Source organism: Vannielia sp. SX4, from assembly GCF_052828525.1.
In genome coordinates, this window is sequence record NZ_CM128247.1 from 1,739,035 (window position 1) to 1,751,919 (window position 12,885).

Annotated in this window: 16 protein-coding genes; 12 read left to right on the top strand and 4 right to left on the bottom strand. The window is 64.6% G+C overall.

Annotation, left to right across the window (positions count from 1 at the left end; all coding sequences use genetic code 11):
- Positions 1-53 precede the first annotated feature (53 nt).
- From ACUXVX_RS08675 to ACUXVX_RS08695, 5 genes are all read left to right on the top strand, one after another.
- Complete coding sequence (locus ACUXVX_RS08675; RefSeq protein ID WP_446311211.1) at positions 54-2,345, top strand: xanthine dehydrogenase family protein molybdopterin-binding subunit; 2,292 nt, start codon at positions 54-56, stop codon at positions 2,343-2,345.
- Complete coding sequence (locus ACUXVX_RS08680; RefSeq protein ID WP_446311212.1) at positions 2,332-3,465, top strand: DUF2235 domain-containing protein; 1,134 nt, start codon at positions 2,332-2,334, stop codon at positions 3,463-3,465. The genes ACUXVX_RS08675 and ACUXVX_RS08680 overlap by 14 nt, the downstream gene beginning before the upstream one ends.
- Positions 3,466-3,560: 95 nt before the next feature.
- Positions 3,561-3,848 (top strand): 50S ribosomal protein L28, encoded by a 288-nt coding sequence (gene rpmB / locus ACUXVX_RS08685; protein WP_222469960.1) that lies wholly within the window; start codon positions 3,561-3,563, stop codon positions 3,846-3,848.
- A gap of 132 nt (positions 3,849-3,980) precedes the next feature.
- Positions 3,981-4,322: a hypothetical protein gene (locus ACUXVX_RS08690; protein ID WP_222491914.1), complete on the top strand. Its 342-nt coding sequence runs from the start codon at positions 3,981-3,983 to the stop codon at positions 4,320-4,322.
- 40 nt (positions 4,323-4,362) lie between these two features.
- On the top strand, positions 4,363-4,839 hold the full coding sequence (locus tag ACUXVX_RS08695; RefSeq protein ID WP_446311213.1) for a copper chaperone PCu(A)C: 477 nt from the start codon (positions 4,363-4,365) through the stop codon (positions 4,837-4,839).
- 6 nt (positions 4,840-4,845) lie between these two features.
- Here the strand turns inward: ACUXVX_RS08695 and ACUXVX_RS08700 are convergent, their stop codons facing one another.
- On the bottom strand, positions 4,846-5,541 hold the full coding sequence (locus ACUXVX_RS08700) for a nitroreductase family protein (protein WP_446311214.1): 696 nt from the start codon (positions 5,539-5,541) through the stop codon (positions 4,846-4,848).
- Between the two features lie 60 nt (positions 5,542-5,601).
- Positions 5,602-6,285: an NAD-dependent deacylase gene (locus tag ACUXVX_RS08705; RefSeq protein WP_446311522.1), complete on the bottom strand. Its 684-nt coding sequence runs from the start codon at positions 6,283-6,285 to the stop codon at positions 5,602-5,604.
- Between the two features lie 36 nt (positions 6,286-6,321).
- Between ACUXVX_RS08705 and ACUXVX_RS08710 the strand changes: the two genes are divergently transcribed.
- Entirely contained in the window at positions 6,322-6,774 is a 453-nt protein-coding gene (locus tag ACUXVX_RS08710; RefSeq protein ID WP_446311215.1) for a low molecular weight protein-tyrosine-phosphatase, read from the top strand.
- Here the strand turns inward: ACUXVX_RS08710 and ACUXVX_RS08715 are convergent, their stop codons facing one another.
- Complete coding sequence (locus ACUXVX_RS08715) at positions 6,775-7,092, bottom strand: hypothetical protein (protein ID WP_446311216.1); 318 nt, start codon at positions 7,090-7,092, stop codon at positions 6,775-6,777.
- Between the two features lie 403 nt (positions 7,093-7,495).
- Between ACUXVX_RS08715 and lepA the strand changes: the two genes are divergently transcribed.
- The 6 genes from lepA to ACUXVX_RS08745 all read left to right on the top strand — a co-directional run bounded on the left by lepA (position 7,496) and on the right by ACUXVX_RS08745 (position 12,070).
- Entirely contained in the window at positions 7,496-9,295 is a 1,800-nt protein-coding gene (lepA, locus tag ACUXVX_RS08720; RefSeq protein ID WP_222491922.1) for a translation elongation factor 4, read from the top strand.
- Between the two features lie 368 nt (positions 9,296-9,663).
- Positions 9,664-9,987 carry a TIR domain-containing protein gene (locus tag ACUXVX_RS08725; protein WP_446311523.1) on the top strand — a complete coding sequence of 108 codons (324 nt, stop codon included), beginning with the start codon at positions 9,664-9,666 and terminating at the stop codon, positions 9,985-9,987.
- A gap of 6 nt (positions 9,988-9,993) precedes the next feature.
- The gene (locus ACUXVX_RS08730) at positions 9,994-10,461 is read left to right on the top strand and encodes a DUF4231 domain-containing protein (RefSeq protein ID WP_446311217.1); all 468 of its coding nucleotides are present in this window, start codon (positions 9,994-9,996) and stop codon (positions 10,459-10,461) included.
- Positions 10,462-11,296: 835 nt separating this feature from the next.
- Positions 11,297-11,482 carry a hypothetical protein gene (locus ACUXVX_RS08735; RefSeq protein ID WP_222469950.1) on the top strand — a complete coding sequence of 62 codons (186 nt, stop codon included), beginning with the start codon at positions 11,297-11,299 and terminating at the stop codon, positions 11,480-11,482.
- Positions 11,483-11,525: 43 nt separating this feature from the next.
- Entirely contained in the window at positions 11,526-11,813 is a 288-nt protein-coding gene (locus ACUXVX_RS08740) for a hypothetical protein (protein ID WP_446311218.1), read from the top strand.
- Positions 11,814-11,890: 77 nt separating this feature from the next.
- On the top strand, positions 11,891-12,070 hold the full coding sequence (locus tag ACUXVX_RS08745) for a CTP synthetase (protein WP_222469948.1): 180 nt from the start codon (positions 11,891-11,893) through the stop codon (positions 12,068-12,070).
- On the opposite strand, the gene ACUXVX_RS08750 is transcribed toward ACUXVX_RS08745, so the two are convergent.
- Positions 12,067-12,831, bottom strand: a complete 765-nt coding sequence (locus ACUXVX_RS08750) for an alpha/beta fold hydrolase (RefSeq protein WP_446311219.1) — start codon at positions 12,829-12,831, stop codon at positions 12,067-12,069. The two genes, ACUXVX_RS08745 and ACUXVX_RS08750, sit on opposite strands and share 4 nt — an antisense overlap.
- Between the last annotated feature and the right edge of the window lie 54 nt (positions 12,832-12,885).

The window sequence follows — 12,885 nt, forward strand, 5'->3', positions numbered from 1 at the left end:
GTGGGGCGCAGAGGGCTAGTGTCTCACGGGCCAGCCAAGAGGGAGCACGCCGCATGAATGCGTTCGGAAAAAGCCAGTCGTTGAAACGGGTCGAGGATGTGCGGTTTCTGACCGGGCACGGGAACTATCTGGAAGACTCGGTGCCCGAAGGCGCGCTGCATGCTTACTTTCTGCGCAGCCCGGTGGGGCATGCGAAGCTGACCGCGCTGGGGCTGGACGATGCGCGTGCGATGCCCGGCGTGAAGTTGGTGGCCGGGGCGGCGGAGATGAAGGCCGACGGGGTGGACCTGCTGCTGGAAGGCGCGCGGGTGGACAACGTGGACGGCTCCAAGGGGGCCGATGCCAAGCGCCCGGTGCTGGTGGAAGAGCGGATGCGCTTTGTGGGCGATCCGATTGCGGTGGTGGTGGCCGAGACGCTGGAGCAGGCCAAGGATGCTGCGGAGGCGATCGAGCTGGATTTCGACGAGCTGCCCGCCCACATGGAGCTGGCCCCCGGCGGCGAGGCGCTGCACCCGGAAGCGCCGGACAACATGGCCTATCATTGGGCGCAGGGCGATGCCGAAGCGACCGAGGCGGCGCTGGAAGGCTCGAAGCACCGGGTGAAGCTCGAAGTTGTCGACAACCGGGTGATGATTGTTTCGATGGAGCCGCGCGGGGCCTGGGCGGAGTGGGGCGATGGCCGCATTCACCTGTGTTTCAGCGGGCAGGGGGTTTGGGCGCAGAAGGCCTCGCTGGCGCGCCACCTCGGGCTCGACGAGGAGAATGTGCGGGTGACCCACCCTGATGTGGGTGGCGGCTTTGGCCTGAAGGGGCAGGAGTTTCCCGAGCATTGCGTGGTCGCATGGGCGGCGCGGAAGCTGGACCACCCAGTGCGGTGGATGAGCGAGCGCGGCGAGGGGTTGCAGAGCGACCACGGCGGGCGCGATCTGGTGAGCGTGGCGGAGCTTGGGTTTGACGAGAACCACAAGATCACCGCCTACAAATGCGAGAACCGCTCGAACATGGGGGCCTATAACTCGGGCTTCGGGCAGTACATCCAGTCGTTCCTCTTTGCCCGGGTCTTTCCCGGCACCTACCAGATCCAGACCGCCTATCTGGACTGCAAGGGCTACTATACCAACACCGCGCAGATGGATGCCTATCGCGGCGCCGGGCGGCCCGAGGCGATCTTCGTGCTGGAGCGGATGATGGATGAGGCGGCGCGGCAGCTGGGCGTCAGCCCATGGGAGCTGCGGCGCAAGAACTTCATTCCCGGCGACCAGTTCCCCTACAAGACCTTCAGCGGCGAGCTTTACGATGTGGGTGACTTTCACGCGGTGCTGGCCGATGTGGAGAAGGCCGCCGACCTTGAGGGCTACAAGGCCCGCAAGGCGGAGAGCGAGGCCAAGGGGCTGCTGCGGGGCTACGGGCTGGCCTATTACATCGAGTCCATTCTGGGCGACCCGACAGAGGGGGCGACGGTGGAATTTGCCGAGGACGGCATGGTGGACCTGATGGTGGGCACCCAGTCGAACGGGCAGGGGCACGAGACGGTTTATGCCGCCTTCCTCGAAGAGCGCAGCGGCATTCCGGTGGAGAAGATCCGGGTGGTGCAGGGCGATAGCGACCGCATCGCCACCGGCGGCGGCACGGGCGGCTCGCGCTCGGTGACGAACCAGACCAATGCCACCATCGCCGCCGTCAACGTGATGGTCGAGGCCTTCGCGCCCTTTGTGGCTGAGGAGCTTGGCGTGGATGAGGTGGAGTTCGAGGATGGCAGCTTTGGCGCGCCGGGCTCCAACCGCCGGCCCACGATGATCGACGCTGCAGAGATGGCCCGCGAGAAGGGCCGCGATGACCTGCTGAGGCATGAGGGCCGGGCCAAGCTGGATGGTCGCAGCTACCCCAACGGCGGGCATTTCTGCGAGGTTGAAGTGGACCCGGAGACCGGCCATGTGCAGCTTGTGCGCTACCTCGTCGTCGATGACTTCGGCAACCTCGTGAACCCCACGCTGGCCATGGGGCAGGTGCATGGGGGCGTGGCGCAAGGCGTGGGGCAGATATTGATGGAGAACGCGGTGTACGACGAGGACGGCCAGCTGCTGACTGGTTCGTTCATGGATTACGCCATGCCGCGCGCCATTGACCTGCCGTTTTACGGGTTCGACGCGCACCCGGTGCCCTCGATCCAGAACCCGCTGGGCATGAAGGGCTGCGGCGAGGCCGGGACGGTGGGCGCGATGGCCGCCGTGACCAACGCGGTGATCGATGCGCTCTGGGACAAGGGCGTGCGGAATGCGCAGGTGCCCTTCACCCCGCAGCGGGTCTGGGCGCTGTTGAAAGAGGCGGAAGGTGACGCTTCGTGAGCTGATTGGCTCCTTCTGGCCGGGACGGCGTGAACGAAACACGCCGCGCCCGACCACGCGGGAGCCAGTGTGCCATGTGGTGGTGCTGGATGGCACCATGTCGAGCCTGCGGAACAAGCATGAGACCAACGCGGGCCTGACCTTCAAGCTGCTCAGGCGGGCGGCGCGGGGCGGGCGGCTCTCGGTGCATTACGAGCCGGGCATCCAGTGGCGAGACTGGAAGAGCACGGGCGATGTGGTGGCGGGCCGGGGAATCAACCGGCAGATCCAGCGGGCCTATGGCTTTCTGGCCAGTCGCTACCGGCCCGGCGACCGGATTTACCTGATCGGCTATTCACGCGGGGCCTATGCGGTGCGCAGCCTTGCGGGCTGTATCGACACGGTGGGCCTGCTGAAGCGTGACAATGCCACCGTGCGGGGCATCCGGCAGGTCTGGCGGCACTATCGAGCGGGCGGCGGGAGCGAGGCGGCCCTGCGGTTCAGGCTGGCCTATTGCCACAATGATGTGCGGATCGAAGCGGTGGGCTGCTGGGACACGGTGAAGAGCCTTGGCGTGCGCCTGCCGGTGCTCTGGCGTTTCACCAACGATGCGCATGCCTTTCACAACCACAACCTTGGCGCGGTGGTGAAGAATGGTTTTCACGCGCTGGCGCTCGACGAGACGCGGCAAGCCTACGCCCCGGTGATGTGGCAGAGCCGCGAGGGCTGGCCGGGCGAGCGGCTGGAGCAGGTATGGTTCAGGGGCAGCCACGGCGATGTGGGCGGGCATATCACCCCGTTCCTCAAGGCGCGGCCACTCGCCAATATCTCGCTGGTCTGGATGCTGGGGCGGCTCGCGGATTGCGGGCTGCCGCTGCCTGAGGGCTGGGCGGCGGAGTTTCCGCAGGATGTGAACGCCCCCTCGATCGGCCGGTTCATGGGCTGGGGAAAGCTGTTTCTCTCCCGCCGGTCGCGGGTGATCATGGAAGACCCGAGCGAATCCTACCACCCCACGGCGCGCCCGGATGCGCCGCTGATGGCCGCGCCCGGCTCGGGCGGGCCGGGGCCATCGGTGGAAAAGCGCAAGCAAAAGAGGGCGGAATCGCAGGAACTGCCCCCAAGCCCGCCTGACGAGGCTTGACGCCTCCCGGCTTTGCCCCTAAACGCACGAAACGAAATTCGGGGCGCCCCCGGCAAAGGGTGGCGCCTCTCTCATTTGAGCACGAGGATGAAACCATGTCTCGCGTCTGCGAACTGACCGGCAAAGGCCCGATGACTGGCAACAACGTCAGCCACGCCAACAACAAAACCCGCCGTCGCTTTCTGCCCAACCTGCAGGATGTGACGCTGATCTCCGACACGCTGGGCCGCCCCTTCAAGCTGAAGGTGTCGAACCACGCCCTGCGCACCGTGGATCACCGCGGCGGTCTGGATGCCTTCCTTGCCAAGGCGAAGGCCGACGATCTCTCGGCCAAGGCCCTGAAGATCAAGAAAGATATCGAGAAGGCCCAGGCTGCCGCCTGATCCTTTGCGATTGCAGATCTTGCGCCCCGCCGGTGGAAACGCCGCGCGGGGTTGCTTTGTTTTTGCCCGCAGGGTCCGGGCGCTTCAAATTGGCACCTTGCGGCAGACGGGCGCGCGGCTAGGCTGCGCGCGATGATGGTGAGGCGTGTCATATCCGGGCTGATGCTGGCGGTTCTGCTGCTGGCAGGGCAGGCGCTTGCGGTGGCGCGGGGCGAGGCTCCGGCGGCCATGCAGATGGTGCTCTGCACCGGATTCGGCACGCAGGTGGTGCATGTGGACGCCGAGGGCAACCCGGTGAGCGCGCCGCATCTGTGCCCCGACGGGCTCACGGCGATGGTGGAGGCCCATGTACCGCCCCCGGCGGTGGTGCCGGTGGCGCGCGCGGTGGGGTCGGTGGAGCCTGCTGCGGCTCCTGTGGCCGTGGCTCGGCTGGCGCGGGCCGTTTTCGAGGCGCGGGGGCCGCCGCTGGCTTGAGTTTCTCCCAAGACTCAAACTCAAGACAGGACACAGACAGATGAACCTCAAGGCCATGACCCTCGCCGCCCTCGTGGTGGCCTCGCCCGCTTTCGCTGAAATCAAGATCGTGGACGCCTACGTCCGCGCCGCCAGCCCCTCGGCCAAGTCGGGCGCGGCTTTCATGGAGATCATCAACACCGGCAGTGACGATGATCGGTTGATCGCCGCCGCCTCGGAGGCTGCCGCGCGGGTGGAACTGCACACCCACAAGGAGATGGGCGACGGCGTGATTAAGATGATGGAGGTCGAGGAGGGTTTTGCCGTGCCCGCCGGGGGGCATCACATGCTGGCACGGGGCGGCGACCACGTGATGATGATGGGGCTGACCGGCCCGCTGGAGCAGGGCGCCACCGTGACGGTGACGCTAACCTTCGAGCAGGTCGGGGAGATGGTGGTGGAGATCCCGGTGGACAATGAGCGGATGCCCGGAGCGATGGACCACGGCGAGATGGACCATTCAGGCCACGGGCACTGAGGGCGCTCAGCTTTCGATCACGGACATGATCTCTGAAAGCGGCTTTTTGATCTTGGCCGCTTTCGGAACCGTCGCATGTTCGGCCGGGTGGCCTACGGCGAGGATCATCACCGGCTTTTCCGAGGCGGGCCGCCCCAGAAGATCATTTAGGAATTTCATCGGGTTGGGCGTGTGCGTGAGCGCGACCAGCCCGGCGTGGTGCAGGGCGGCGATGAGGAAGCCGGTGGCGATGCCGACGCTCTCGGGAACGTAGTAGTTTTTGTAGCGGGTGCCGTCATCGAATTCGCCCCAACGCTGGGCGAAGATGACGATGAGCCATGGCGCGATGTCGAGATGCGGCTTGGCGGCATCGGTGCCCATCGGCTCCAGCGCCTTCAGCCACTCATCGCCGCCGCCACCCGCGTAGAAGGCCTCCTCCTCCTTCTCCGCCGCCGCGCGGATGGCGGCCTTGGCCTTGGGGCCGGAGATGGCTGCAAAATGCCAGGGCTGGTGGTTGGCACCGGAGGGGGCGCGGCCAGCGGAGGCCACGGCGGCCTCGATCACCGCGCGGTCCACCGGGCGGTCTGAGAACTCGCGCACGGTATGGCGCTTTTCCATCGTGGCCAGAAAGGCGCGGACGGCGGCGAGGCTCTCGGCGTCACTCAGTTCGGCGCGGTCGGGCAGGGGGATGGGCTCGAAATCGAGCTTGTCTTTGGAAAACATGTCTGGGGGCCTCCTTGGCGCGGAGTTTGCGGCGAGAGTGAGGGCGGGACAAGCCCCGCCCTACAGGAGGTCGTCGACCCAGGCGGGCACCAGTTCGGTGGCGGGGCCGTGGCGTGACTCGGTGAAGAGCGGGGTGATCTCGGAGGGCTCGAGGTTGAGCTCCAGCGCCTCGGCCCCGGCAGCGCGGGCGAGGCGGACGAAGCCTGCCGCCGGGTAGACCGCGCCGGAGGTGCCGATGGAGACGAAGAGATCGGTGCTCTGGAGGATCTCGCCGATGCGTTCCATGTGATAGGGCACCTCGCCGAACCAGACGACATCGGGCCGGGTGGCGGGCTGGCGGCACTCGGGGCAGGGATCATGCAGTGCCATGGCGGGCGGGGCGGGCCAGCGCACGCCGCAGGCTGCACAGAGCGCGGTGTGATGCGCGCCGTGCATGTGGATCACCTCGGCGCCGCCTTTCTCATGCAGGTCATCGACGTTCTGGGTGATGATATGCACCGTGCCGGAATAGGACTTTTGCAATTTTCCAAGCGCGTGGTGAGCGGCGTTTGGCTTGGCTTTCCTCACTTTTTCGCGGCGCATGTTGTAGAAATCGAGCACCAGCTCCGGGTTGCGGGCGAAAGCCTCGGGGGTGGCGACATCCTCGATATCATATTGCGCCCAGATGCCGCCCGGGTCGCGGAAGGTGGCGATGCCGCTCTCGGCAGAGATGCCCGCGCCGGTGAGGATGGTGATGGTCTCGATGGTCATTCGCGCTCCGCTGCATTACCGATGGGCAGCATGACCCATCGTGTGATCTTTGTCTGCCTCGGCAATATCTGCCGCTCGCCCACCGCCCACGGCATCTTTGAGGAGAAGGCGCGGGAGGCGGGGCTCGATGTGCATGTGGAGGGCGCAGGCACCGGGGCGTGGCATGTGGGAGAGCCGCCCGACCGGCGGATGCAGGCGGCGGCGAAGGCGGCGGGCTATGATCTGAGCCACCTGCGTGCGCAGCAGTTCGAGGCCGCCGATTTTGGACGGTTCGATGCGATCTATGCGATGGACCGGCAGAATCTTGCAGATATCGAGGCGCTCCGGCCGGCGGGCAACACCACGCCTGTCATGCTGTTCTTGAGCCACGGGCCGAGCACGCGCGAAGAGGTGCCCGACCCCTATTTCGAGGGCGGCTTCGACGCGGTGGTGGATATGGTGGCCGAGACCTGCGACGCGCTGGTCGCCAGCCTCAAGCGCTGATCAGGAGCAGGACGCGGCGGCGCTGGAGCCGAACTTCTTCCACTTCCGCCAGAAGATCTCGTTGTCGCTCCGGTCGGACTGCCGGGTATCCTGAGCAAGCTGCGGGTTCTTGAAGAACTTTGCACCCTTCTTTTGCTCGGAGCGGGTGAGCTCGAAATCGGCCACCCGCTGGATGCAGGAGCAAAGCGAGCGGGATGCGCCGCGGTCGGATTTGTTGCAGGCGCGTTCGAGCACCTTGGCCTCGGCCGGGGCGGCGGTGAAGGTGGCGGCGGGCAGCGCCATGGCCGCACAAAGAATCATCGTGGAAACGGTTTTCATCTGCTCTTGCCTCGTTCTCTCACATGGTCATGCCGGGCCGCATGTGCCTGATGTCTCTCCGGCTGCACGGGCGCGTGATGGGCAAAGGATGGCCCGAAAACGGTTAAAATTCAATTGGGCATGTCTTGTGGCAGGGGCCGCGGCGGGGCCAATAGATTGTGCGCGGGGTGGAAACAGTGGGCGCAAACGCGCGTGAGGCGGTGTGAGGGGCGCGCTTGTGACGGTCGGTGCGTGGACGGGGTGGCGTTGAGGCGCGGCGCATTGGTTGGCGTGTGGTCAGGCGCTGGGTCCGGCCCGTTGGCGCGGCGCGGTGGGCCAGAGGGGCCAGAGCCCCGTTCACAAGGCCGCACCCGCCCTTGCGCCGCCGCTTGACGGGGGGCTGAAACCCCAGCATATGAGCCGGATGACCGACCTGAAACACATCCGCAACTTCTCCATCGTCGCCCATATCGACCACGGGAAATCCACGCTTGCCGACCGGCTGATCCAGTCGACCGGGACGGTGCAGGACCGCGACATGAAGGAGCAGCTTCTGGACTCGATGGATATCGAGCGGGAGCGGGGCATCACCATCAAGGCGCAGACCGTGCGGATCGACTACGAGGCCGAAGACGGGGAGCGCTACGTGCTCAACCTGATCGACACGCCCGGCCACGTGGACTTTGCCTATGAGGTCTCGCGGAGCATGCGCGCCGTGGAGGGCTCGCTGCTGGTGGTGGACTCTACCCAAGGGGTCGAGGCGCAGACGCTGGCCAACGTCTACCAGGCGATTGACGCGGACCACGAGATTGTGCCGGTGCTGAACAAGATCGACCTGCCGGCCTCCGATTGCGACCGGGTGGCGGAGCAGATCGAAGATGTGATCGGGATCGATGCCTCGGGCGCGATCCGGGTCAGCGCCAAGACGGGCGTGGGCATCAAGGAGACGCTGGAGGCCATCGTGAAGGTGCTGCCCGCGCCGCAGGGCGAACGGGACGCGCCGCTGAAGGCGATGCTGGTGGATTCGTGGTACGATGCCTACCTCGGCGTGATCGTGCTGGTGCGGATCAAGGACGGCGTGCTGAAAAAGGGCGACCGGATCAAGATGATGAGCACCGGGGCGGTCTATCCGGTGGAGCGGCTTGGCGTGTTCAAGCCCGCGCTGCTGCCGGTGGACACGCTGGGGCCGGGGGAGATCGGGTTTTTCACCGGGTCGATCAAGCAGGTGCGCGACACGCGGGTGGGTGACACGATCACCACCGAGAAGAAGGGCACCGACAAGCCGCTGCCGGGCTTCAAACCCTCTGTGCCGGTGGTGTTCTGCGGGCTGTTCCCGGTGGACAGCGCCGAGTTCGAAGACCTGCGGGATGCGATCGAGAAGCTGGCGCTGAACGATGCCTCCTTCAGCTACGAGATGGAGACGAGCGCCGCGCTGGGCTTCGGCTTTCGCTGCGGGTTCCTCGGGCTGCTGCACCTCGAAGTGATCCGCGACCGGATCGAGCGGGAATACGACATCGAGCTGATCACCACCGCGCCGTCGGTGGTGTATCACCTCTACATGAAGGACGGGGAGATGCGGGAGTTGCACAACCCCGCTGACATGCCCGACCTGACCCATGTGGACCACGTGGAGGAGCCGCGGATCAAGGCGACGATCCTCGTGCCCGACGACTACCTTGGCGACGTGCTGAAGCTCTGCCAGGAGCGGCGGGGCATCCAGATGGACCTGACCTACGTGGGCGGCCGGGCGATGGTGGTTTATGACCTGCCGCTGAACGAGGTGGTGTTCGATTTTTACGACCGGCTGAAGAGCATCACGAAGGGCTATGCCTCGTTCGACTACCAGATGACGGGCTACCGGCAGGACAATCTTGTGAAGATGTCGGTGCTGGTGAACGACGAGCCGGTGGACGCGCTGAGCATGATGGTCCACCGCGACCGGGCCGAGCAGCGGGGCCGGGCGATGTGCGAGAAGCTGAAAGAGCTGATCCCCCGCCACATGTTCAAGATCCCTATTCAGGCGGCCATCGGCGGCAAGGTGATTGCGCGGGAGACGCTGAGCGCCCTGCGGAAGGACGTGACGGCGAAGTGCTACGGCGGGGACGCGACGCGGAAGAAGAAGCTGCTGGAGAAGCAGAAGGCCGGCAAGAAGAAGATGCGCCAGTTCGGGAAGGTGGATATCCCGCAGGAGGCGTTTATTTCTGCACTCAAAATGGACAGCTGAGGCTGTCCATTTTGAGTGACGGTGGGCGGAAGCGGTTTTCGATAGAAAACTGCGTGACCACTCCGTGGATCATTGCACCTAGTTGCGGTGAACCCACCCTGTCCGAATGGCTTGAGCAACTTTTGTGTATTTCGATAGCACGGCGATTGGCTGGCCTTTGACGACGGTCGCACCGTGTTGGTGTGCCCCTCCTTGCCCGCTTGTGAGCATTTCCCCAAAAGTTTGGCTTCCGGCGACCAGCTTGGTGCAGTAGCCTGACGACAATTCGATGGTTCTCGAGCCAGACTTATGAATTGGGGTGTCCAATGCGGCGTGTATTTCTAAGCTTCCAGATGGAAGATAAGAAACAGGTAGACGGTGTTAGGCTTATGAAGTGGAACAGAGGGTATCCACTAGAATTCTATGATGAATCGGTAAGGATCGCCTACAAAAGTACCGATGCTTCTTATATAAGGTCTAAAATTAGGCCAAAGATCGCTAGGTGCTCTGGGACTATCTGCTTTCTGGGTCAAACAACGTATCAAAGCGATTGGGTTGATTGGGAGTTGCGGACTTCTATTGAACTAGGCAATGAGATCCTGCTAATGGGATTGCCTGACGGCCCTCAGCGTTTGCACCTGCCGTCTTCTGTACAAGGTAGGCCTTGGCTGCTTTGGGATCCTGCCGCACTAATTAGGTTCACTGCGGAGTAACTTTGGATGACGCAGAAATCGGACAGTGGCTATGCTCGACTAGAAGATCAAATCGATTGGTATGATTCTAAGAGTATGGCATGCCAGCGCTATTTCAAGCGAAGCAAGGTGTGCGCTATTGTTTTTGCGGCGCTAATACCAATTCTATCTGTTTCCGATTTCCCAAATTCACAGTACGTGGTTGCTATACTCGGTGCGATAATAGCCGTCTTGGAAGGGCTTAGCCATCTCAACCAGTGGCAACACAATTGGATAACCTACCGTTCCACATGTGAAGCTTTGCGGCACGAAAAGTTTACGTACATCGAGCGAGCGGACCCGTACGATATCGAAGACGATCGAGAAGCAAGGAAACTATTAGTTGAGCGTGTTGAGAGCTTGATCTCAACGGAGCATTCTAAATGGATTGCGGTTCAGGATGAGGCGGCCGAGGCTTCGAAGAACAAGCCACGTGGCGCTCGCTCGCCCAATTAGCGGGCCGGTGTATCACTTAAAACCCTCAAAACGCATTCTGCACAGCGTCCGCCGTGTTCGTCACGTCCCTCCCTACCCCTTTCACGGTTTCACAGGCCGAGAGGAGGGTGAGGACAACAAGGGCGAGGGGGATGCGTTTCATGGGGTGGCTCCGGGACGTTGGGTTTTCAGGACGGTAGCACTCTCTGATCGGCGTGGGAATCCGGGGGGTGCGAGAATGGCGGCGGTGTGCCGGGGGTAAGGGGTTGGCTTTGCGGGCGGATTTGGCGCGAGTCACAGGTTATTCACAAGCTATTCCAGTGGTTTATCCCCACGAAATTCCGCATCGGACCTAAATTTGCCTTGCCCGACTCAGGCCTGAAGTGTGACGGTTTTGTTAACGCAAGGGGTCGCAAGACCCGGAGCGGGGCGCGAGGGCCTTCGGGGCTGGAGCGGCCGAGGCGACGGGGCGCCCGAGCGGGCAAACCAAGGCCGGGTCGTGTTGAGAGCACCGGGTTCGCAAGAGCCGCCACTGGCCGAAACGGCAAAGTCTCATAGAGGCGGCGCGGGGAAGGCGGGGCAAGCCAGCGCGTTGGCCGGGCAGGGCACTAGCCGTGTCCGGAGGGGGGACGGCCCGCAAGGGTTGATCCCGCTCATGCAGGGGCCGCGAGGCCGGTTGCATGCGAACAGAAAGGCCGCGAGGCCGGCCTGTTCAGGAAGGCGCTGCGTCGGGGGGCGACCTCTGCCGCGGCGCCTTCTGCGTTTTTTTGGGGGGGGGGGGCGGCGCGCGTGCCGGGGCGGAACCGGGGCGGGCATGGGAGCGTTTTGATGGCGACCCAGCAAAGGAGCCTGCGAGATGCCCAGCCGTGCCAAAGTGATCCTCTATGCCCTTGCCGCGATGGCGGTGGCGGGCGCGTTGTTCTTGCTGTTCACCGGGCTGGCGTGGCTGGCGGCGATTGTCTTCGTGCTGGCGCTGCTGGTTTTGCTGGGGGTCTGGCTGCCCGGACGGCGGAAGGAGAGCCGCGAGGTCCGTGAGATCTAAGCTGTTAGGGCTTTGTTAACCCTCTGCGGCGCAGGCTGGGGCCATGCGCTGGCTAGTATTCCTTTCAATCACCCTGATGGGCTGCAACACCGTGAAGGAGGACTTGGGCGGCTATTCGGCCCGCAAGGCCTCGGCCATGGGATACACCTTCAACGTTTTCGCGGATGACCCGGAGTTTCAGGTGGTGCGCACCAACTTCGGGCGGCCGAACAGCCGCACCTATCCAGCTGCCGTGGCAATGGCGGTGAAGCAGGTGACGGGCTGCGAGGTGGCGCTTGGCTCGCTCAGCGGCGACTACAACCTGACCAAGGGCAAGATGACCTGCCCCTAGGTTGACGCATATCAAGGTTTGAATGTGTTGCCCGTGGCAGGGTGGCGCCGGGACGCGCGCTGCAATGGAGGCTGGCGATGATCCGGCTCGCTTTGGTTTTGTATTCGCTCATCGGCACCACGCTGGCGGGCAGCTTCGTGGTGGCCGCGCTTGTGACGGGGCATGACACGCTCTGGCCGATCCTCGTGGCGGCGGCCGCGGGGGCGGTGGTGGCGGTGCCAGTCTCGCTGCTGGTCGCGCGGCAGATCGCCGGTTAGGCGCTCAGATAGGCCTCGACGGTCGCCTCGAACTCGCGCGGCTTGTCGGCATGGAGCCAATGGCCCGCGCCGGGGATCTTGGCGAAGCGGGCATTGGGGAAGCGGGCCTTGATCTCGGGCCGGGCCTCGGGGGTGACATAGTCGCTCTCGGCGCCGGTCAGAAAGAGCGTGGGGCCGGTGTGTTCGCCGGTGGGTGAGGGCCAGCCGACGATGCCGGGCATGTCGCGCTCCAGCGTGTCGAGGTTGAAGCGCCAAGCGGGTGGGTCGGCCTTGAGGTCGAGCGATTGCAGCAGGAAGGCGCGGGTGCCGGGCTCATCGACAAGGGCGGCGAGGCGCTTGTCGGCCTCGGAGCGGGAGGTGAGATTGGTCAGGTCGAGCGCGCGCATGGCGTCGATCAGGTGCGCTTGGGTGTGGGCGTAGGCGACGGGGGCGATGTCGGCCACGATAAGGCGGCGGATCAGTTCGGGGCGGGAGAGGGCCAGCATCATCGAGGCTTTGCCGCCCATCGAGTGGCCGAGCAGGTCCATCGGCGCGCCCTCGGCCTCGATCACCTCGGCGAGGTCGGCGGCGAGGTCGGCGTAGCTGTGGCTGTCCGCCCAGGGCGACTGGCCGTGGTTGCGCATGTCGACGGTCACCACCTGGCGGGCGCCGGAGAGGCGCTTGGCGATGACGTTCCAGTTGCGCGCAGAACCGAAGAGGCCGTGGGCGATGAGGAGGGCGGGGGCGGCGGGGGCGCCGTCGTAATGGGTCGTGGCCAGCATGACATGGAGGTAGCGCGGGTGGCGCGGCGGCTCAAGCGGGGTTTTCTGTGTCGA